Source organism: Streptomyces sp. NPDC046985 (assembly GCF_040644415.1).
Classification (GTDB): domain Bacteria; phylum Actinomycetota; class Actinomycetes; order Streptomycetales; family Streptomycetaceae; genus Streptomyces.
The window spans coordinates 1-19,277 of the sequence record NZ_JBEYWK010000042.1 but is presented as its reverse complement, the minus strand read 5'-3'; the positions used below and the strand labels follow the sequence as shown (position 1 = coordinate 19,277).

The 19,277-nt window shown below is 68.9% G+C and carries 20 protein-coding genes and 3 pseudogenes; 12 read left to right on the top strand and 11 right to left on the bottom strand.

Translation table 11 applies throughout. From position 1 onward, the window contains the following. Positions 1-122: 122 nt before the first annotated feature. Together ABZ861_RS31290 and ABZ861_RS31285 are read left to right on the top strand one after the other, a co-directional pair. Positions 123-354: pseudogene (locus ABZ861_RS31290) on the top strand (DUF6233 domain-containing protein); the annotation flags it as partial. A gap of 242 nt (positions 355-596) precedes the next feature. Beyond that, entirely contained in the window at positions 597-1,286 is a 690-nt protein-coding gene (locus ABZ861_RS31285) for a hypothetical protein (RefSeq protein ID WP_361637361.1), read from the top strand. 62 nt (positions 1,287-1,348) lie between these two features. On the opposite strand, the gene ABZ861_RS31280 is transcribed toward ABZ861_RS31285, so the two are convergent. After that, positions 1,349-1,822, bottom strand: coding sequence for a MarR family transcriptional regulator (locus ABZ861_RS31280; RefSeq protein WP_361637358.1), 474 nt, complete (start codon positions 1,820-1,822; stop codon positions 1,349-1,351). Between the two features lie 62 nt (positions 1,823-1,884). Here ABZ861_RS31280 and ABZ861_RS31275 point away from each other — a divergent pair, with 62 nt between their 5' ends. Both ABZ861_RS31275 and ABZ861_RS31270 read left to right on the top strand, forming a co-directional pair. Next, on the top strand, positions 1,885-2,253 hold the full coding sequence (locus ABZ861_RS31275; RefSeq protein WP_361637355.1) for a VOC family protein: 369 nt from the start codon (positions 1,885-1,887) through the stop codon (positions 2,251-2,253). 420 nt (positions 2,254-2,673) lie between these two features. Beyond that, positions 2,674-2,823, top strand: a complete 150-nt coding sequence (locus tag ABZ861_RS31270) for a hypothetical protein (protein WP_361637352.1) — start codon at positions 2,674-2,676, stop codon at positions 2,821-2,823. A gap of 127 nt (positions 2,824-2,950) precedes the next feature. Here the strand turns inward: ABZ861_RS31270 and ABZ861_RS31265 are convergent, their stop codons facing one another. Genes ABZ861_RS31265 through ABZ861_RS31255 form a run of 3 tightly spaced genes read right to left on the bottom strand, consistent with a single transcriptional unit; the run spans position 2,951 to position 4,718 of the window. After that, a complete protein-coding gene (locus ABZ861_RS31265) occupies positions 2,951-3,472 on the bottom strand; it encodes an RHS repeat-associated core domain-containing protein (protein WP_361637349.1) in 522 nt (173 codons plus the stop codon). Next, positions 3,469-4,134, bottom strand: coding sequence for a hypothetical protein (locus ABZ861_RS31260; RefSeq protein ID WP_361637346.1), 666 nt, complete (start codon positions 4,132-4,134; stop codon positions 3,469-3,471). The genes ABZ861_RS31265 and ABZ861_RS31260 overlap by 4 nt, the downstream gene beginning before the upstream one ends. Beyond that, the gene (locus ABZ861_RS31255) at positions 4,131-4,718 is read right to left on the bottom strand and encodes a hypothetical protein (protein WP_361637343.1); all 588 of its coding nucleotides are present in this window, start codon (positions 4,716-4,718) and stop codon (positions 4,131-4,133) included. Before ABZ861_RS31255 ends, ABZ861_RS31260 begins: the two co-directional genes overlap by 4 nt. Between ABZ861_RS31255 and ABZ861_RS31250 the strand changes: the two are divergent. The 3 genes and pseudogenes from ABZ861_RS31250 to ABZ861_RS31240 all read left to right on the top strand — a co-directional run. Next, positions 4,678-5,477: pseudogene (locus tag ABZ861_RS31250) on the top strand (transposase); the annotation flags it as partial. The gene ABZ861_RS31255 and the pseudogene ABZ861_RS31250 sit on opposite strands and share 41 nt — an antisense overlap. Beyond that, positions 5,474-6,010 carry a GNAT family N-acetyltransferase gene (locus ABZ861_RS31245; protein WP_361637340.1) on the top strand — a complete coding sequence of 179 codons (537 nt, stop codon included), beginning with the start codon at positions 5,474-5,476 and terminating at the stop codon, positions 6,008-6,010. The pseudogene ABZ861_RS31250 and the gene ABZ861_RS31245, both read left to right, overlap by 4 nt. Before the next feature lie 300 nt (positions 6,011-6,310). Further along, positions 6,311-6,685, top strand: a pseudogene (locus ABZ861_RS31240) (response regulator); the annotation flags it as partial. 562 nt (positions 6,686-7,247) lie between these two features. On the opposite strand, the gene ABZ861_RS31235 reads toward ABZ861_RS31240, so the two are convergent. After that, positions 7,248-8,243, bottom strand: a complete 996-nt coding sequence (locus tag ABZ861_RS31235; protein WP_361637337.1) for an Ada metal-binding domain-containing protein — start codon at positions 8,241-8,243, stop codon at positions 7,248-7,250. 502 nt (positions 8,244-8,745) lie between these two features. On the opposite strand from ABZ861_RS31235, the gene ABZ861_RS31230 reads away from it, so the two are divergent. After that, positions 8,746-10,443, top strand: coding sequence for an FAD-dependent monooxygenase (locus ABZ861_RS31230; RefSeq protein WP_361637334.1), 1,698 nt, complete (start codon positions 8,746-8,748; stop codon positions 10,441-10,443). Between the two features lie 38 nt (positions 10,444-10,481). Here the strand turns inward: ABZ861_RS31230 and ABZ861_RS31225 are convergent, their stop codons facing one another. Further along, a complete protein-coding gene (locus ABZ861_RS31225; RefSeq protein WP_361637331.1) occupies positions 10,482-10,922 on the bottom strand; it encodes a heme-binding protein in 441 nt (146 codons plus the stop codon). Between the two features lie 213 nt (positions 10,923-11,135). Here ABZ861_RS31225 and ABZ861_RS31220 point away from each other — a divergent pair, with 213 nt between their 5' ends. Then, entirely contained in the window at positions 11,136-12,581 is a 1,446-nt protein-coding gene (locus tag ABZ861_RS31220) for an MFS transporter (RefSeq protein ID WP_361637328.1), read from the top strand. 173 nt (positions 12,582-12,754) lie between these two features. Here ABZ861_RS31220 and ABZ861_RS31215 read toward each other — a convergent pair whose 3' ends face one another. Both ABZ861_RS31215 and ABZ861_RS31210 read right to left on the bottom strand, forming a co-directional pair. Beyond that, positions 12,755-13,423: a cupin domain-containing protein gene (locus ABZ861_RS31215; RefSeq protein ID WP_361637326.1), complete on the bottom strand. Its 669-nt coding sequence runs from the start codon at positions 13,421-13,423 to the stop codon at positions 12,755-12,757. Positions 13,424-13,445: 22 nt separating this feature from the next. Then, positions 13,446-14,528 carry a class I SAM-dependent methyltransferase gene (locus ABZ861_RS31210; protein ID WP_361637323.1) on the bottom strand — a complete coding sequence of 361 codons (1,083 nt, stop codon included), beginning with the start codon at positions 14,526-14,528 and terminating at the stop codon, positions 13,446-13,448. A 143-nt stretch (positions 14,529-14,671) separates the two neighbouring features. On the opposite strand from ABZ861_RS31210, the gene ABZ861_RS31205 reads away from it, so the two are divergent. From ABZ861_RS31205 to ABZ861_RS31195, 3 genes are all read left to right on the top strand, one after another. After that, the gene (locus ABZ861_RS31205) at positions 14,672-15,268 is read left to right on the top strand and encodes a sigma-70 family RNA polymerase sigma factor (RefSeq protein WP_361637367.1); all 597 of its coding nucleotides are present in this window, start codon (positions 14,672-14,674) and stop codon (positions 15,266-15,268) included. After that, complete coding sequence (locus tag ABZ861_RS31200) at positions 15,262-16,074, top strand: Ada metal-binding domain-containing protein (RefSeq protein ID WP_361637320.1); 813 nt, start codon at positions 15,262-15,264, stop codon at positions 16,072-16,074. Before ABZ861_RS31205 ends, ABZ861_RS31200 begins: the two co-directional genes overlap by 7 nt. A gap of 92 nt (positions 16,075-16,166) precedes the next feature. Further along, on the top strand, positions 16,167-16,658 hold the full coding sequence (locus ABZ861_RS31195; protein ID WP_361637317.1) for a methylated-DNA--[protein]-cysteine S-methyltransferase: 492 nt from the start codon (positions 16,167-16,169) through the stop codon (positions 16,656-16,658). A gap of 147 nt (positions 16,659-16,805) precedes the next feature. Here ABZ861_RS31195 and metF read toward each other — a convergent pair whose 3' ends face one another. The 3 genes from metF to ABZ861_RS31180 all read right to left on the bottom strand — a co-directional run. After that, positions 16,806-17,690, bottom strand: coding sequence for a methylenetetrahydrofolate reductase [NAD(P)H] (metF, locus tag ABZ861_RS31190; RefSeq protein WP_361637364.1), 885 nt, complete (start codon positions 17,688-17,690; stop codon positions 16,806-16,808). A 70-nt stretch (positions 17,691-17,760) separates the two neighbouring features. After that, a complete protein-coding gene (locus ABZ861_RS31185; protein WP_361637314.1) occupies positions 17,761-18,744 on the bottom strand; it encodes a carbohydrate kinase family protein in 984 nt (327 codons plus the stop codon). Between the two features lie 53 nt (positions 18,745-18,797). Continuing rightward, positions 18,798-19,277 (bottom strand): methionine adenosyltransferase domain-containing protein (locus ABZ861_RS31180; protein ID WP_361637312.1); only part of this gene is annotated, 480 nt, incomplete at its 5' end.

The following is a 19,277-nucleotide window of genomic DNA, read 5'->3' as shown; positions in this document are numbered from 1 at the left end:
ATCCGACACCTGGCCCGCCACACCCCCCCCCCCCACCCCGCCCCGCCGCCCCCCCCCCGCCCGCCCCCGCCGCCCCCCCCCCCCCCCGGCCCCCCCCCCCCCGGGGGGGGGGGCCCCGGCCGCACGTGCGGCCGGCCGACGGCGCCTCCTACGACGCTGCGCCCGCCGAGCGGCTGCCGCCGCCGTCCTCCTGCGGTGGACTGCGCCGAGGCCCCGCAGAACGCGCCGCTGCCGCCCCTGGAGCGGGCGCTGGACGTCGCGGAGCGGCCCGGCGCCCGTCTGTGCTCCCTGTGCGGCGCAGCACAGGAGCTGGACTCCGTGCTGCGCGGCTTCGACCGCATCGACGGCGGCTGATCTCCACTCTTACGGGTGGGGGCGCCCTGGAATCGATCCCTCCCACGGGCACGGTCGGTTCGTCCGCATCTCGGCTGGGCGCGAGCGCTCTCTGGTCGGGCAGGCTCGGATGGAGCTGACCTGTACCGCCGCTCTGACCGACAGCGGCAGCAGCCTGGACGTGTTCTTCGACGTCGCCATCTGGACGGCTGGCCGGAAAGTCACGAGTGACCTCTGGGTACAGGCATGCTACGAGGCGGTGCATGCCCCTCCTGGCGAACGCGTTGCCAGCGCTCACCGACAGCCTGCTTGGCTCCGCACCGCTTCCTCCGCCCCCTGCTGAACTCCACATCAGCAGCCCTGTGGACGCGCAGTTGGGGCTGGCGAACTGTCTGGACACCGACGTGCTCGGCTCCCGCACTGGCGCCGGCGCGCTGCGCCCCGCCAGTGAGTACCTGCCCGAAGACGTTGTGAGCCGCGGAGACCTTGCCGCTGCCGTTGCCGAGACGCTGCGAGACATCGCGCTCGACTGGCGGTACCTGCACCCTGAGCTTCCGATGCTCGAGATCTGCATGTGTGTCGCCCCGCACCAGACGAACGGTGCGGGCGACACGGACGCCCGTGGCGGCGGATCGCCCGCAGTTGCGCACCGGCCGCCCCCTTCGGACCCGCGAACGGGGCCTGGACTACAGCGCGATCTGGATGTGCTCCACGTCGGTGGACTCCACGCCCAGGCCGCTCGTGCGGGTGTCGTCGGCGCGGAAGCACATCCGGGCGAGGCCGTCGGCGGCGATTTGCTGGAGCTGCTGCCCGGTGGCGCCCTGGGCGTTGACGGCGGTGAGCTGGCCGTGGTTCGCGTCGCGGGAGGGCGACCGGGTGTGGGTGAGCGCGTCGACGACCAGGCGCGACGCGGCGACGCTCTCGCCTCCTCCTCCGGCTTCGCCGCCGGCTGACGGCGTCCGGTCCTGGCGAACGGCATCGTCGGAACCGGCGCCCCGCCTGCGGGGCGACCCTCCTACCGGACGCTGCGGTCGTCGCCGTCGCGCAGGGAGCGGATCATGCTCCGCAGGCTCCGGAACGCGGCCGACTGCTCGGTGCGGGTCATGCCGGCCAGCATGCTCACTTCGACGGAGCGGACCGCCGCGCTCGCCTCCTCAAGGCTCTTTCGGCCGCGAGGGGTGAGCCGTGCGGGCAGGGCCTTCCCGACGGGCGCCTCGGCGGGCCGGGTCACGCAGCCGTCCCGCTCCAGCGCTTGGAGCAGCACGTTCATCGACTGCCGTGTCACGAATGCGCCGCGCGCCAGCTCGGAGTTCGACAAGCCCGGCCGCTGGGCCAGCAGCTCGAGGCAGGAGTAGTGCGTCACGCTCATCCCGAGCGGCCGCAGCACCTCCTCCATGGCCGCGCGCAGGACGCTCGAAGCCTCTTTCAGCAGGTAGCCCAGTGACGTCTCCAGGTCGACGCCGTCGCCGCCCTGACCGCTTTGACTCATGTCAGTATTCTGACATACGGTTCTCGTGTCAGGAATCTGACACGAGGAAGAGGAGCTTCATCATGCCCGCCACCGGCCCCGACTTCGTCTCGCTCCAGGTACGCGACCTCGACGCCTCGCAGGCGTTCTACGAGCAGTACCTCGGCCTCGTCCGGTCGCAGGCCGGACCTCCGCACGCCGTCGTCTTCGAGACGAAGCCGATCGCGTTCGCACTCCGCGAGGTCGTTCCCGGCGCCGATCTGGCGTCCGTCGCCCAGCCCGGCGTCGGCGTCGCGATCTGGCTGCACGCCACCGACGTCCAGGCCGTCCACGACGCCCTGGCCGCCGACGGTCACACCGTCGTCTCCGCGCCGGTCGACGGCCCCTTCGGCCGGACGTTCGCCTTCGCCGACCCCGACGGCTACCACATCACCCTGCACGACCGCGCCTGACCGGCCGAGCGCATCCGACCGGAACCTCCGACCGACCTGCCGACCGGCCCGGCCCGGCGTCGCGGCGTCACGGCGGCAGCGGTCATCGGCTCGAGGGGACGGCGCCGCCACCCGGAGACCGCGTGTCATGCGGGCGGGCCGACGGCGGCCCTGACTCGCCTTCGGATCGACTTCCGTCTGCCGCGTCCGTCGCGGGCGAAGCGCGGAAGCCCGCGCTGACGCCTTCCGCACCTCGTTCGGGGGCCGCCCGCCCATCCTGGACGAGGCGGCTGAAGCCCCTGGAGCACGGCCGGCGACGGCTCGGTCTTCGCCGACGTCGCCCTCGCGGGCCGACCGTGACGTCCGCGACCCTGCAGATCGCCCGCGAGGAAGCCCGGCGCCGCGCTACGGGCGCCGGCAGACTCTTAAGAGAAGACGCGCATGCGACTCAACAAGGCCGGGGCTTCCGTCCTGGCCACCATGGCCGTCGCCGCAGCCGTGCTCGCCACTCCCGCAACGGCGCAGGCCGCCGAGCAGAACTGGAGTGCTTTGCTATGTCACGAGCACGATGACGATGCTGGCGATCACTAGGATACTCGCTCCCAGCACGTACCATCCAGACCGAGGATTTCTATCCGCACGCCCAGGTTTGGTACTCAGCACTGCGGCGATCATTGCCGCGAGTGAAATCATCAGTGCTGCGTATCCTATGTTCACACTAACAACCGTCCGCGTCTGAGAAGAGACACGCTCCTGCACCGGCAAGACCGGCAATTCCTGTCGTCAAACTGATCCCTCCAAAAATTTCTGCCGCCGTGGAAGCCTCAAGACCGATCGGCAGGTGCGCGCTGATTCCTCCGGTCAATACGCTCACCGCCGCCAAACCGAAGAGGGCGTATTCGGCGCCCGAGTTTGAAAGTCCGGTGGAGTCGAGGCGGTTGACGGGATCGCCGGTGGCATAGGCGTAGGCGTTGCTCTCCTTGCCGCTGGGGTCGGTTTGGGTGAAGCGGCCGAGGGTGGGGCCGTCGTAGCGGGCGCCCGTCTTGTACAGGCCGGTCGGGCCGCGGTAGGCGCCGGCGTAGCCGAAGGGCTGGTCGACGGGGGCGGTGTTCGTAGAGCGTGCGCTGCCGATGGGGTCGTACTCCCAGCGGTCCTGCTTGGCGCCGGTGTCGTCGACGAGGACGGACGGGGCGCCCTTGTCGTCGGCGACGTAGCAGTACGGATTGCCGCCGCGCGTCATGCCGATGAGTGTGCCCGCGGGGTCGCGGACGAATCCCGTGCTGGTGGTGCTGTCGGTGGTGGTGGAGATGCCTTCGGGGCCCTGGTCGACGCGGGTGGAGCCGGCGGTGAGGCGGTCGGAGTTGTCGGTGCCGGCGTAGGTGTAGTGGTGGTCGGCTCCGCCGGCGGTGAGGGCGGTGAGCTGGTTGAAGTCGTTGCAGGTCTCGCCGCCGAGAGCTCGTTGCCGTTCTTGTCGCAGGACCAGCCGGTGGTGTCGCCGCTCACGGCGGTGATCTGGCTGGCCGCGTTGTAGGTGTAGCTGGTCAGGCCGCTGCTGGCGGAGGAGGCGGTGGTGGAGGTGGCGGTGAGGTCGCCGGCCTTGTCGTGGCAATACAGCCAGGAGGCGCTCTGCGTGGAGCCGGCGTTCTCCTGGGCGTAGCTGAGGCGGGACTGGCTGTCGTAGGTGTAAGACATCGTCTTGCCCGCGCCGGGGTCGGTGCGGGTCTGGATCTGCTCGGTGTCCGTGCCGTCCGAGAGCTGGTGGCTGTAGTCATAGGTGACCAGCGTGCCTGCCGTCGTGGTGGCCTCGATCTGGGTGGGGCGGTCGGCGTTGTCCCACTGGGCTCTCTGGGTGGCGCCGCCGGGGAGTTCGGTGGCGGTGCGGTTGGTATACGCAGTGGTCACGCCGCGTCCGTCGGTGACGGTGGCGGGGCGGCCGAGCGCGTCGTAGGCGTACGCGGTGGCGCCCAGCGGCGTAGGGGTGTGGTTTTGCTGAGGTTGCCCTGGCCGTCGTAGGCGTACGAGGTCTTGTTGCCGTCGGCGTCGGTGGAGGTGCGGCGCTGGCTGCCGAAGCCGCCGCAGTCCGCAACGGCGTCGTCGCCTTGGGAGCCGTAGGACAGTTTCGCCCCGTCGGATCCGGGGGTGGTGTCCTGGGAGGACATCAGGTTTCCGGAGGTGTCGTAACCGTAGGAGGTCTTCTTGCCGGAGGGGGTGGTCAGGCTGGAGGGCAGGTCGGCCCCGGAGTGTGTGCTGTAGGCGCCGAGGGCGGTGGTGGCGCCGGTGGGCAGTTTCGCCGAGGTGAGGTTGTCGCTGGAGTCCCAGCCGAAGGTGGTGGTGTTCTGCGAACCGGCGCCCTGGGCGTTGACGACCGTGAGCTGGTTGCGGTTCGCGTCGTGGGAGGTCGACCGCGTGTGGGTGAGCGGGTCGACGACCTTGGTGACCTGGCCGAAGCGGTTCTCCTCGGCGGTCCTGCCGCCCTGGGCCCGCAAGTCCCCGAAGATCGGCGAAGTGCTGCCCCTGCTCTGCCTGCATGGATTGTCCTCCGGTGACTTCGTGCCCGCGCTCGAGCAGTTCCTGGGCAGCTCGGCCGGTCTCTCGCCGGCCACCGTCACCCGCCTCACCGCCCAGTGGCAGGCGGACCACAAAGCATTCGGCGAGCGCGCTCTGGCCGGCAGCGACTACATCCACGTCTGGGCCGACGGCATCCGCCTGCGCATTCGTCTGGCCGAGGCGAAGTTTTGCGTCCTGTTGCACATGGGCGTACGCGCCGACGGCGCCGAGGAACTGATCGCAATGGCCGACGGCTACCGCGAGTCCGCCGAATCCTGGGCCGATCTCCTGCGGGACTGCGCCCGCCGCGGCATGCGCGCGCCCGTCCTCGCCGTCGGCGACGGCGCGCTCGGCTTCTGGAAGGCTCTGGCCGAAGTCTCTCCCGCCGCCCGGCATCAGAGGTGCTGGGTTCACAGAACGGCCAATGTGGTCAACACGCTGCCGAAGTCGGCCCAGCCAGGCGCCCGCAAGGCTCTGCAGGACATCTGCAACGCCGAGGACCGCGACCACTGCGGACCAAGGTCACCACAGGCGTCGGAAGCGCGGCCGCCGCCCTGGCCATGGTGTTCAAGCTCGTCGAATCCGCTCAGGCCCGCCGGCGAGCGGTGAACGCACCCCGCCTCCTCGCCCTGGTCCGGGCTGGAGCCCATTTCGAACGTGGCATGCCGATAGAGCGATCTGAGACGATCGCCGCGTGACGAGCCACCGCGATATCAGCGCAACGCCCCGTCGACAGCCGGGCGAACCCCACCGGCTAGACCTGGCTGATTCATCTGTCCTGCGGCATCTGTGGGAACTTCAGCGCGCCGCCTACGCCGTGGAGGCCGAACTCATCGGATTCGACGGCATCCCGCCACTGCACGAAACCCTTCAGGAGCTGTGCGGCTGCACCGAGTCCTTCCTCGGGGTGTCCGACGAGATCGGTTTGGCCGGAGCAGTGTCCTGGACCCGACTGCACGACGGCGCCCTGGACATCTGCCGACTCGTGGTGCATCCGCGCGCACATCGCCGCGGCATCGCCACAGCGCTGCTCAACAGTCTGGACGTCATGGAACCCGCAGACGTGACCCTGGTCTCCACCGGAACCGCCAACCAGCCCGCGCTCGCTCTCTACCGAAAGCGCGGATTCACCCCCACCAGCAGACGTCAGATTGCGCCCGGCGTCACGGTCACACTGCTGGAACGCAAGACCGACGACTCACCCGACAGACTGCCAATCCAAAAGTCTTGACAATTACTCCTGGACCGGACACAGCGCATCGCAGACTTGGAGACGCGGCTCAACCATCTGGATGCCGACCGCATCGCGGAAAGGAAGTGGGCGGATGAGCTTGCACGTGCGCATCCGGATGTCTCCGGCCTTCTCCAGGAGCGCAACGCGCTCCATCTGGAGGTCGAGCGACTTGGAGCGGCCCTCTTTGAAGCACAGGCCCAGCGTGCTGCGGCAGAGGGCCGCTGCGATCTGCTCGAACGCCAACTTGAGGCAGTTGAGCAGGCCGCAGCGGCTGCGCTGCCAACGAGGGCGCAGGACATGCCCAAGATCCTTATTGTCGACGATCAGCCAGACGACCTGCTGGCGATGACCGCGGTTCTGGCGACACTCGAGCAAGAGCTCGTCACTGTCTCCTCGGGCCGAGAGGCCCTCAAAGCTCTGCTCCATCACGACGACTTCGCCGTCATCATCATGGATGTGCAGATGCCGGAGATGGACGGCTACAAGACCTGTGCTCACATCAAACGCCGCCCGAGGACCCGAGACGTCCCCATCATCTTCCTGACTGCGACGGGCACTGGAGCCGAGCACTCAGCCCGCGGATACGCTGCCGGCGCCGTCGAGTACATCAGCAAGCCCTTCGACCCGTGGGCTCTGCGCGCCGAAGTCGCCGTTTTCACCTCTATCCACCTGGAGCGTCGTAGCGGGCCAGTGATCAGCCAGTACGGGATCATCCGCCGGCCTCGCGCAGGCGGCGCCACGTGCATGCCTGCGGGGGCTGGACCTGGTGGTTCGCCCTGGCGGCGCATGGGGCGGTGCCAGGCGTTGCGGGCGACCGGCTGTGATCCGCTGCTCGGAGATGATGGGGGCAAGCGGCACCACCCGTTGCTGGCCGGCGAAGGGGCTGGCCGCTTCGCTCCTGGTGCGGGCTGGTAGGTGAGGACTCCGCGGCCGGGCTCGTCGGCGGGGTCGACCTGGGGGGCGCCGGGGTCGCCGTGCCAGTGTCCGCCGCGGTCTTGGAAGGCGTAGACGACGGTCATGCTGAGCTTGCGGCCGTTCGGATACGTGGCCGGCCGACCGCGGTGGCGGCGGAGGAGTGGTTCGCTGACGCCGCATGCGAGTGCTTCGTCGGTGAGGAGACCTTCTCGATGACGAGCAGTCTTTGGGCTGCGGCGCGCTGTAGTCGGCGCCGAGCTGTGAGCAGATCGTCAGAAGCAGCCGTCAGGCTGTGCACGTGAGGGACGCGTACGTGCGGTTATGTCTGGGCGGGCGCCAAGGGCTGACCGGCGATCCGTAGCCGCTCTGCCAGCACCTGGCGCCGGATGTCCTGGGGCAGGCGTCGGCCCTTCGGTGTCCCGTCGGCATCGCGAACCGCGGCAAGCAGCCGGCGGCCGGTGGCCGGATCAGCGGGTCCGATATCGGCTGCGGCGAACCTGGTGCGCAGCACGCGCAGCAGACTTGGGGCGTCGGGCCCGAACAGGACGGCGCAGATTCCTGTAGCCGTTGTCGCGAGCACCAGTGGCCCGAGCGAGCTGTCGGCGCCGATGTGCTGGACCCGCTCGCCCCGTCCCCGGTTGCGGAACGCGGTGGGCGTCATGCCCAGCAGGTCGCGGGCCAAGGCGTAGAAGGCGCCGCTGGAGTTGAAGCCCGCCTGGTAGATCGCCTCGGTGATGGTCCTGGCGCGAACGAGTTCTTCGCGTAGCCGCTCGGTACGGCAGGCGTCAGCGTACGCCTTGGGCGTGATGCCCATCAGGGCGGCGAAGACCCGGTGAAAGTGGAAGCGGCTAAGCCCGGTGGCTTCCGCCAGTTCGCTCAGACAGGGGGCTGGGCCCGACAGTTCCATCATCTGGCAGGACCGCACCACTGCCGCTGCCTGTGGATCCTGCGGCTCTCGGTCCGGGAGGCAGCGTCGGCATGGCCGGAAACCGGCCTGCTCGGCCGCCATCAGGTCGCCGAAGAAGACGATGTTGGCGCGGCGGGCGTGCCGGGACCCGCAAGAGGGCCGGCTGTAAGTGCCAGTGGTCAGCACCGAGTACCAGAAGGCGCCGTCGGCCTGCGGGTCGCGCCGCAGCACGGCGTGCCAGCGGGACTCGTCGTCAGGGAATTCCCGGCATCGGTCCAGGCTGGCTCCCGTCGCGTACGGCGGAAGTCGGCGTTCGGCCAGGTGTGCGTGCACCGCCGCGTGTGCTGTCCCGTCCCACACCGCGCTCACTTCTCCCCCGTTTCTCCAGGTAGGGCTGGTCGATGGCATAGCGACACGGCAGTCCGCGAGGGGCGATAGCTGAGCACGTGGTCGCAGAGGACGGAGCTCGGTCCCTTTGAGCACCACGCCGCCCCGCCGGGTACCGACGTGTGAGTCGTCTTGGGTGGCCGGGTTCGCGATGCAGCCGTGGATCGACTGCGTCGGCGGAGATCAGCGGACGGCCTTCGGCCTGGCCCGTGGTGACCGGCCGGGGTCCGGCCGTGGAGGGGGGCCGCAGTCACCTTGAGTCCGGCCTTCACCGTGTTCGACTACTTGGTGCGCCCGTTTGCCCGGTCAGTCTTGCAGCCAGGGCCTCAGGACTTGCACAGAGCCGCTACAGGTAAGCGGAATGCTTATTCCGCATTGCGCACCGCTCTCGGCCGAGCACCGGACCGGCGGTTCGGGAGCAACAACTGGAGCGCCGCCGCTGGCCTGCCGTGCATACCGTCTGCGGTGCAGGTCCTCGTGCTGGAGCCGGGGACGCCGTACCGACGACGCGTATGAGGACGAGATGCCCATGGTCGCCGCCCGAGGAGCGCACACGTTTCCCGATTCCCGGACCGCCGACCAGCAGGTGCCGGTACTCGTCGTGGGCGGCGGCCCGGTCGGCCTGGTGCTCGCGCTGCTCCTCGACGCGCACGGCGTGGACTGCGCCGTACTCGACGAGCAAGATGGCTCGTTCAGCCACCCGCGCGGCAACACCCACAACGCCCGGACGATGGAGCACTACCGACGGCTCGGCATCGCCGACGCGGTCCGCGTCCTCGGGTTGCCGCCCGACCATCCCGCGGACGTCGCCTACTTCACCCGGTACAACGGGTACGAACTGGCCCGGTTGCGCTTCCCGTCCAGCGCGGCTCAGCGGGACGGGGTGGCCGGCGCCGGCCATCTGGATCAGGTGCCCGAGCCGCTGCACCGCGCAAATCAGATGTACGTCGAGCGCTTCCTGCTCCGGTACGCCCGCACCCGGCCGCGGATCACCCTGAGGCACGGGTGCCGGGCCGAGAAGGCGGACTCGGACGCGCACGGTGTGACCGTGCACGATTCACTGGGGGGACGGTGGCGGGCTCAGTACGTGGTCGGCTGCGACGGAGGGCACAGCCTGGTCCGTCGTACGGCGGGCATCCGCTACAGCGGGCACAGCTCCCTGGACCAGGAGATCCTGGGCGGCCGTGCCACTGCCGCTCACCTGCGGCTGCCCGTACTGCCCCCACGGCTGGCCGGCGGACGGCGAGCATGGAGTTACTGGGCGGTCAACGCGGACGTAGTCACGAACCTCATCTCCCTCGACGGCGCAGCCGAGTTCTGCATGCTGACCAGCTCGGTGGATCCGGACGCTTTCGATGCGGACCGTCTTACGAGGATCGTGCGTCAGGCGGCGGGCGCCGACATCCCGGTGCAGGTGCTGAGCCACCGCGGATGGACGCCTGGGGCCGCGTTGGTGGCCGAACGGCTGAGCGCGCAGCGACTGTTCCTGTGCGGTGACGCCGCCCACCTCTTCACTCCCACGGGCGGCTTCGGCATGAACACCGGCATCGACGACGCGGCCAACATCGCCTGGAAGCTGGCCGCCCGCATCCAAGGCTGGGGCGGGCAGGGCTTGTTGGACAGCTACGACGCGGAACGCCGGCCGATCGCGCTGCGCAACACAGCGGCGGCACGTACTCTCAACCAGAATCTGGGCGCCGTTGAGCGCCCGGCGGCTCTGGATGAGGACACGCCCGCCGGATGGGGAGCGCGCGCGGCCTTAGGGGCGCAGCTCAGCATGCTTGGCGAGCAATTCGCTTCGATCGGCGTGCAGTTGGGTGCTCGCTACGACACCTCGCCGCTCATGTGGCAGGAGCAGGGCGACGATCCGCCGCCGGACAGCACAACTGTCTATTTGCCGAGCGGCGTGCCCGGCGGCCGCGCCCCGCACCTGTGGCTGGGCAGCGGGCGAGGACCGGGCTGCTCCCTGTACGACCGGCTTGGGCCCGGCTTCACGCTGCTGCGGCTAGGTGAAGCACCACCGGACGTGGTCCAGTTGTGGACCGCTGCGGCCCGGCGCGGGGTGCCGCTGACTGTGCTGGACGTTCCGTGCGAGGCAGCGCGCGACCTGTACGGCCGCGCGCTGGCACTCGTACGACCCGACCAGCATGTGGCCTGGCGCGGCGACCGTTGTCCTAAGGACCCGGAAAAGCTGCTCGCCCGGGTGACGGGCGACTTCTGACGGGGCCGACTGTGGCAGGAGAGCCGCTTTGAGTGGTGTCAGGCGTGCAGGGCCTTGGCGGCCGCCATGGCAATGTCGAGGTCCTTGCCGTCCCGGGCTCCGCTCACTCCGACAGCACCGACGACCTCGCCGTCTTCGATCAGCGGGAGGCCACCCGCCAGGAGAGCAAATCCCGGCTGGGCGCACAGACTGGTGACGAGAACTTGATTGCTCTGCACGGCTCGGGCGAACTCATCCGTGGGCTGGCGCAGTGCTAGCGCCGTGTTCGCCTTGTTGTGGGCCACCGTGGTCACGGCGGCTGCCACCGTGTCCTGCCTGGCCAGTGCCGAGACGTTGCCACCGGCGTCAAGGACGACGACCGAGACGAGGCAGTTCAGTTCCTGCGCATGATCGAGGGCGGCCTCGATCATGCGCCGGGCCGCGAGCAGCCCCACGGTCCGGCACTCGCGTACGGGGTTTTGATGGTCGAGATTGCTCACAACGCCTCTTTCACAGCTTGAGTCGGCTTCCCACGGCAGAGGGGCCGGCCCCGGAGCCGGCCCCGTGTTGGTGAACACCATGGGCCGGCCCGGGGTTGCAGGGGGCTGTGCAACGGTTCGCGCGCCGGAGGTGTTCTTCCAACCGTCGACGGCCACTGCGGCGGCCGCTCGCAGACCGCCTCCTCTCGGAGCCTCTACCGGAGTTCACTTCCCATGACGCAACCCAATCCACCGCACCAGGGTCGGCTGCTCGTCGCCCTGCTCGGCGGCATGTTCCTCGGCAGCGTGGACATCGCCATCGTCAACGTGGCCACCCCGTCGATCAGAGAACACCTGGGGGCCTCCGGCGCCGAGGTGGAATTGATCGTCTCCGGCTACACGCTCACCTACGCCATGCTGCTCGTGACCAGCGCACGCCTGGGAACCACCCACGGTCTGCGCAAGGTGTACGCGGCCGGCCTTGCGATCTTCACGCTGTCATCGCTCGCCTGCGGTCTGGCTCCCACAGCCGGTGTTCTGCTGGCCGCGCGCGTCGTCCAAGGTGCGGGCGCGGCACTTTGCACATCGCAGGTGCTTACCGGCATCCAGCTCTATTTTGAAGGTAGCGCTCGCGCCCGAGCCATCGGGCTCTATACCGCGGTGCTGTCTACCAGTGCCGTCCTCGGCCAAGTGCTGGGCGGAGTCCTCATCTCGGCCGACCTGTTCGGCCTGTCCTGGCGGCCAGCCTTCCTGCTGAACGTACCGATCGGCGTGGTGCTGTACGTCCTGGCCTGGCGTAATCTTCCAGCTCACGATTCCCGCGACGGGAAGCGGTTGGACCTGCCGGGCGTAGCCGTGCTGTCGGCGGCCCTGCTGCTGCTCGTGCTGCCACTGGTCCTCGGCCGTGAGTCCGGCTGGCCTGCTTGGACCTGGGCCAGCCTGGCCGCCAGCGTGGTGGCCTTCATCGGGTTCGTACGGGTCGAGCGCCGCCAGAGCGAGCGCGGTGGACTGCCTCTGGTCACGCTGTCCCTTCTGGGCCAGCGTCCGGTGGCGTTCGCCTTGCTGTCCCAGGCCGCCACAGTGGCGACATATTTCGGCCTGCTCTTCACTCTCGCCTTGTATCTCCAGCAGGGCCTGGGCAAGAGTGCGGCGGTCTCCGGTCTGTCCCTGGTGTCCTGGGTGGCCGCTTTCGGCATTGCCGGGCCGGTGCTGGGCCGGCTGAGGGTGGAGACACGCAAGCGCGCGGCGCCGCTGGGCCGAATCGTGCTGGCCGCCGCGTTCGCGGCGATCTTCCTGTCTCTCGCCCTCGGCCAAGCGGACAACGAGGCGCTTCTGATCACTTTGCTCGGCATCGGCGGCCTGGGTTACGGCGCCGGTTTCAGCGGCACGCTGACGCTGCTGACCAGCTCGGTGACGGGCGAATACGCGGCAGAGGTCAGCGGCCTGTTCAACACGACCATCCAAGTCGGCGGCTCGCTCGGCGTCGCAGTCTTCGGCACGGTGTATCTGGATCTCGCGCTCAACGCCGACCGATCCTCCGCCATCCACGCCTTCACCACGCTGACCGCCCTGCTCGCGGCGACGGTGGCTGTCGCCGCCGTCCTCGCTCAAGTGGCGCTGAGCCGGCCTCGTACCTCCGCCGACTCGCCCGCGGTACCGGATGCGTCGGCGCACCGCTGACACCACCCGACGCGCAAGACCGTTTTCCCGTGCCGCCCGGCAGATCCTCTGCCGGGCGGCACGGCGTGGTACGGGAAAGCGCCAAGGCATACCGGCATGGGCGGGAGCGGCTGAGCGCAACGAAGCCGGGCCGGCCGCCCTAGGGGGTGCCGGCCCGGCTCGGCCCGCTCAGGTCAACGACGGTGCGGCTGGGGCGCTGGCCGGGGGACCTGACGGCTGTTCACCGCGGCGGCCACCTCTTGCGGCAGCGTTTCCGGTTCGGCGGTGCTCGCCGGCCGCTCCTCAGCCACCGGGTCGCAGGCCCGGTACCCGCGCATCCGCGCGACCGGAGCGAGCAGTGCGTACAGAGTGCGCTGCACAGGCCACGGACGCGAGGTGAAGCGCAGGACGTCGGAGAACTCCAGCATGGTCACCGCAGTCTGAAGGGGGCCGGGTATGCCCTGGTCGTCCAGTCTGCCGTCCTCCGCCAACCCGAAGAGCTGACGCAACAGCAACCGCTCGAAACGGTCGGCGCGTTGGGTGAACTCGACGACGGCGAAGGTCTCTTCGTGGTCGCTGGCGCTGAAGAAGCGGTGCACAGTCCCCGGGGGCACGGCTACCGTCTGTCCGGGCTCGTCGAGGATCACGTCGGTACCGGCGATGCTCACCCTCAGCCGTCCCCGGACGAGGGTGAACCGTTCCTCACTCGCGGGGTGTACGTGGAAGTCGGCGGCGAATCCGCCGGGGGCGACATACAGGTCCATAACCGACCGTACGCCGCCGGTCTCCTGTGCGGCGGTGCGGACGACGATCCGCTGACAGCACGGGGGATTGACGTAGACGTCACCCGTCCTCACGGCCATGATCGGTCTCCTCTCGCCCAGGTCAGGACTGGGTCCTGGTGCCGCAAACGATGCCGTGCACGGGGATCATGTCTGCGGGCATGGCGGCGATGTCCTGAGCCATCACCTTGGTGACCTCGAAGCCGCAGTCCTCCATCCACTTCGCATACGTGGACACCTTCTGCGGGCCGCCCTCGGCCATCGTGCAGCCGTAGAAGTAGGCCGGGAAGAAGTCCACTGAGCTGGATCGGGTGATGTCCTCCGGGTAGACCGGCACCAGGACGACGACCTGACCGCCGACGCCGAGCGCCTCGTACACGTTGGTGAGGATTCGATAGACGTTCTCCTTGTCGAACATGTCCAGGAAGTGTTTGATCATGACGACGTCGAAGCCCGTCGGCACCGCTTCGAAAACGTCACCGCCGATGAACGAGCAGCGGTCCGCGACACCGTGCTCCCGGAAGGTCTCCAGCGCTTCGGTCTCCTTCTCGGCGAAGTCGAAGCAGGCGACCGAGATGTCCTTGTCCCGCTTATGCTCGACGGCGAGGACGGCGCCCAGCCCGGTGTTGCCGGCGATGTCGAGGACCTTGGCGTTCTGCGGGACCTCAAGGTGCTCGTGGAACCACGGATCGATGAAGCCCGTCACGGAGTCCATCATCCCGCCCCACGCCTTCTGCAACTGCGGGTAGTGGGTGCTGGCCTCGTAGAAGTTCCCGTCGAAGTCGTAGAGCTCCTTGAGTCCCACCACCTTGCCGCTGCGCACGCTTTCAGTGAGCCAGTACAACTGGCGCAGACAGACCTCCTTCATCATGTCCATCCACGGCAGGACTCGGGCCAGGTCGCTCTCCTGGACCTGGGCGATTCCGGACAGCCTGTAGGCTCCCGACTCCGCATCGTGGTCGATGAGGCCATCCTTCACGGGCAGCAGCAGCATCTGCTCCACCGCGCCGACGCGCAGTCCGGTGTCCTTCGCGATCCGCTCCGCGGTCATGCCGGAGGCGGGCTCCTGCCGCAGCGCGTCGACGATGCCCAGCTCGAAACAGCTGAGCACGTTCGCGAACCGCAGCGGGCCCAGGATGTATTCACGGAACTGGGCGAGGACGGCGTCCTGCTGGATCTCGGTCATCGCGTTCTCCTTCGTCGGCCCCGGTGGGGCACTGAGGTGGTGAACACGGTGAGAATAGGAACGGGTTCTCCCGTCGGGCACGCGGGAGATTGCTGCCGAACTCGGCGCCCTTCCACGCAACCTGCATCTGTCTTGCGGTGTTCATGATGGTGATGGGCGAGAATGCCGAGCAGTTGACCGAGCGGCTGGCTGTGGATGTGGACGACGGCTTCACGGAGCTGGTACGGGTCCACGCCGCGGCGGTGCGTGCGTTCCTGCTGCGGGTCACCGGTTCCCCCGCGGACGCCGAAGACCTCACGCAGGAGACGTTTTTGCGGGCCTACTCGGCGCTGCGGGGCTACTCGGCCACCCGACGCCGGGAGTTACGGCCCAGATCCTGGCTGATGACGATCGCGACGAACACTTGGCGCAACCATGTCCGCACCAGCGTTCGCCGCCCGACTTCGGTGGGCGCCGTGGAGGACTCACGCGAGTCCTGGCCGGACACCCGTCCTGGTCCGGAGGAGCTTGCGACGGCGGCGGAAGACCGGGGGCGCCTGGTCACCGCCCTCTCCACGCTGCCGGAAAATCCACGCGTGGCGATCGTGCTGCGCCATGTGATCGGTCTGAGCTACAGCGAGATCGCCGAGGCACAGGGATGCCCGGTCGGGACGGTCAAGGCACAGGTCTCTCGGGGCATGGGAGCCCTGCGGCAAATCCTGGAGAAGAACGATCCGCCGTGGAGGGGGGTGCAGTGGTGACAGCACAGCACAACGGGCACGGGCATGTCCCGCACGCATTCGAGGCCGCCCTCGCCAGCCTCCCCGCCCCTGCGCCTGAGGACTTCGCGCTGAGCATCTTGCGGCACGTGGGCGTCCCAGAGAGCCGATATGACATCTGGGTGAGCCTGGAGACGGCCGCAGGCCCGCTGTGGGTGGCGCACAGTCGGACGGCGGTCACCGGCGCCCTGCTGGAGGGGGCGGCTGGGGGCGCCGAGGAGTTCGAAGCGGGCCACTGGCGACGAACTCGACGCACCGTCGTGCGCGGGCTCACGCCGCTGCGCGGGGTTCGCACCGCGCTGCGCACCGGCCGCGCGCGCCGCCTGCCCGTCGACCTGACCGGGCTCAGTCCCACAGAACAGGCAGTGTTGACCGCCGTACGCGAGATCCCCAACGGCCAAATGCGGCCGCTGAGTTGGGTGGTCCGCGAGGCCTCGGCCACAGATGCCGGCACGGCGCTCGCCGCGATCAGGCACAACCCGGTACAGGTCCTCGTGCCCTCTCACCGAGTGACCTACGACGACGGCACGCCGTGCGACCTGGGCCTGCCCGAGGGCTCAGGATCGGTGCTGCGCACCGCCGAGGGCATGGACCTGGCACGACTGGACGAGCTGACCGCGCGAGGCGCCTTCTTCCTCGGCAGCGACACGACTCGTATCTACTGCCACCCGACGTGCGCACACGCCCGCCGGATCACCCCGCCCCATCGACACCCCTTCCGCACCGCTCAGGAGGCCCACAGGGCCGGCTACCGTGCCTGCCGCGTCTGCCGTCCCCTCACCGTGTGACCTCCTCCGCCCCGGAGCAGAAAGAGACAATCCCCGTGCCCGGACCAGCGCAACGCGCTACGGCCATCCCTGCAGGTGGCTCCGCAGCGCTCATGAGTCACCCCACCAGGATCGGAGAGCTGACCCTCGCAGCCACGTCTCACACACTGATCTGCTGCGCGTTCGAGACTCGCGAGGAGGTCGCCGAACGCATCGGGAACAAACTGCCTCTTGCGACTGATCCGACGCCCTTGCAGCAGCGCGTCCTCCATGACGCCATGGAGCAGATCGACTCCTATCTGGACGGGCGCCGGCAGGCGTTCACTCTTCCCCTGGACCTGTGCCTGGCCACGGACTTCGTCCGTCTGACTGTCCATACGCTCAGCAGGACTGTGCCGTACGGCAGCACCACGACCTACGGCGCACTCGCAGCCGCCATCGGCCGTCCCCGGTCGGCGCGGGCCGTCGGCAGGGCGTTGGGCGCCAATCCGCTCTGCGTCCTGCTGCCCTGCCATCGCGCGGTGGGCGCCGGCGGCAAACTCACCGGCTACGCGGGCGGAATCAACGCCAAAGACTTCTTGCTCACTCTCGAACGCTCCGGCTGACCTTCCCCTGCCGGCCGCTCCCCTCATCGGCGGGCGGCCGGCGCTCCCGGCAAGGGGCCCAGGGCGAGCACGTGATGGATCCGCGATGACGCGAGATCTCCCACTCGATGACGTCGCCAGGTCCCACCGCACGAGGACCATGGGCGATCACCTGGGAGCCAGGGCATGGTGAATCTCCAGCGCCGCTGTCGGCCGGTTGAGCGTGATGTAGTGAAGACCCGGTGCACCCTCGTTCAGGAGGCGCTGGGCCATCGCAGTGGCGTAGTCGACCCCGATCCGGCGACCTGCGGCTGCGTCTCCCTGAGCCGCTTCAAGCCGCTGAGCCAAGAGCTCGGGAAAGCGTGCATCACTCAGTTCGGCGAAACGGCGGACCTGACGGAAGTCGGTTGCGGGCATGATCTCAGGAATGATCGGGATGTCGCAGCCCGCAGCGCTCACTCGATCCCGGAGTCGCAGGTAGTCCTCCGCGTCAAAGAACATCTGCGTAATGGCGTAGTCGGCTCCCGCGCGGCACTTGGTCACGAAGTGACGAACGTCGCTCTCCCCATCCGTGGACCGCGGATGATGCTCGGGAAACGCCGCCACACCGATGCTGAAATCACACGACTCACGGATCAGTGCGACTAGCTCGCACGCGTACCTCAGCCCGTCGGGCTCCGGCACCCACGGGCCGCGGGGGTCGCCTGGCGGGTCGCCGCGCAGAGCGAGGACGTCAGTGACTCCGGCGTCCGCGTACTGGCCGATGAGGCGGCGCAGCTCAGCGACCGAGTGGCCTACGGCCGTGAGATGGGCCACCGGCCGCAGAATCGTCTCCCCGGCGATCCGATCGGTTAAGCCGACGGTCCGCTCCCGCGAAGAGCCGCCCGCCCCGTAGGTAACCGAGACGAAGGTCGGCGCGTACGGTTCGACGCGACGGATCGTTTCCCACAGGTTCTGCTCCCCCGCCTCAGTCCTGGGAGGGAAGAGCTCGAAGGAGAACGAGAGGTCACCTGCGGCGAGCGTCTCACGAAGGGTCCGGTATGGCGCACACATGCGTACCGCGGCGGCGGTCGCCAGGGGCATGGCAGAATTCCTTCTCTTCCGATCCGCTTTGGTCAGCCGTTCAGATCAGCCGCGGCAGGTGAGGTTCCCACGTCTGGGCGGCCGTGGCGCCATAGCCCTTGTCGAGTCTGCTGAGCAGATCGTTTGAGGCCACTTCGTACTCCTGGGCGCCGACCGACTCCAGGACCACCGTGGCCAGCGCGCAGCCGAGCTGGGCGGCGCGCTCGTGGCCGATTCCCCAGGCGATGCCGGCGAGAAAGCCTGCGCGAAATGCGTCGCCGCCCCCGGTCGGGTCCGCTACCCCTGTGGTGGGAGCGGCCGGAACCGTTAGCGCCGGGCGGCTCGCCTCGGCTATACGTACGCCTGCAGCGCCCTTGGTCGTGACCCATGTTCCGACCCGGTCCAGTACGTCGCTCTCGCTCCAGCCGGTTCGCTCCCGCAGCATCGCGGCCTCGTATTCATTGGTGAACAGGTAGCGGGCTCCTTCGACGAGCCCGCGAGTCTCGTCGCCGCCGAGCCGGGCCAACTGCTGTGAGGGGTCTGCGGCGAAGGCATATCCGCGTCTGCGGCACTCGTCGGTGTGACGCACCATAGCCTCGGGGTCGTTGGGAGCGATGACCACGAGGTCAACGCCTCCGACGCGCCGGATAGTCGGTTCCAGCTCCAGATCCCCGGCCTCGGCCATCGCACCCGCGTAGAAGGTGGCGATCTGATTTTGGTCCGCGTCGGTCGTGCAGACGAATCGCGCGGTGCGGCGTGTCTCACTGAGCCACACCGATTGAGTGTCCACTCCGTTCGAACGCAACCAGCGGCCATAGCCGGCGAAGTCCGAGCCGGCAGCGGCGATGAGCACCGGCGCCAGACCTAGCCTGCCGAGCGCAAGAGCGATGTTGGCGGCAACCCCACCCCGCCTGACCTCAAGCTCGTCGGCGAGAAAGGACAACGAGACCTTCTCGAGTTGCCCGGTGATCATCTGCTCGGCGAAGCGTCCGGGAAATACCATCAAGTGGTCAGTGGCAATCGATCCGGTGACGGCGATGCGCACGTCCTGGTTCTCCTTGCATCAGCGGGCGGTCAGTGCAGTGGGCAAAGCGAGGGCTACAGTCCGGCGGCCTCGCGCAGGGCGTCGACGCGGTCGGTGCGCTCCCAGGTGAAGTCGGGCAGCTCGCGGCCGAAGTGGCCGTAGGCGGCGGTCTGGGAGTAGATCGGGCGCAGCAGGTCGAGGTCGCGGATGATCGCGGCCGGACGCAGGTCGAAGACCTCGTCGATGGCCTTCTCGATCTTCTCCGGCTCGATCTCAGCGGTGCCGAAGGTCTCCACGAACAGGCCGACCGGCTCGGCCTTGCCGATCGCGTAGGCGACCTGGACCTCGCAGCGCGCGGCGAGACCCGCGGCCACCACGTTCTTGGCGACCCAGCGCATCGCGTACGCGGCCGAGCGGTCCACCTTGGAGGGGTCCTTGCCCGAGAAGGCGCCGCCGCCATGGCGGGCCATGCCGCCGTAGGTGTCGATGATGATCTTGCGGCCGGTCAGGCCCGCGTCGCCCATCGGGCCGCCGATCTCGAACCGGCCGGTGGG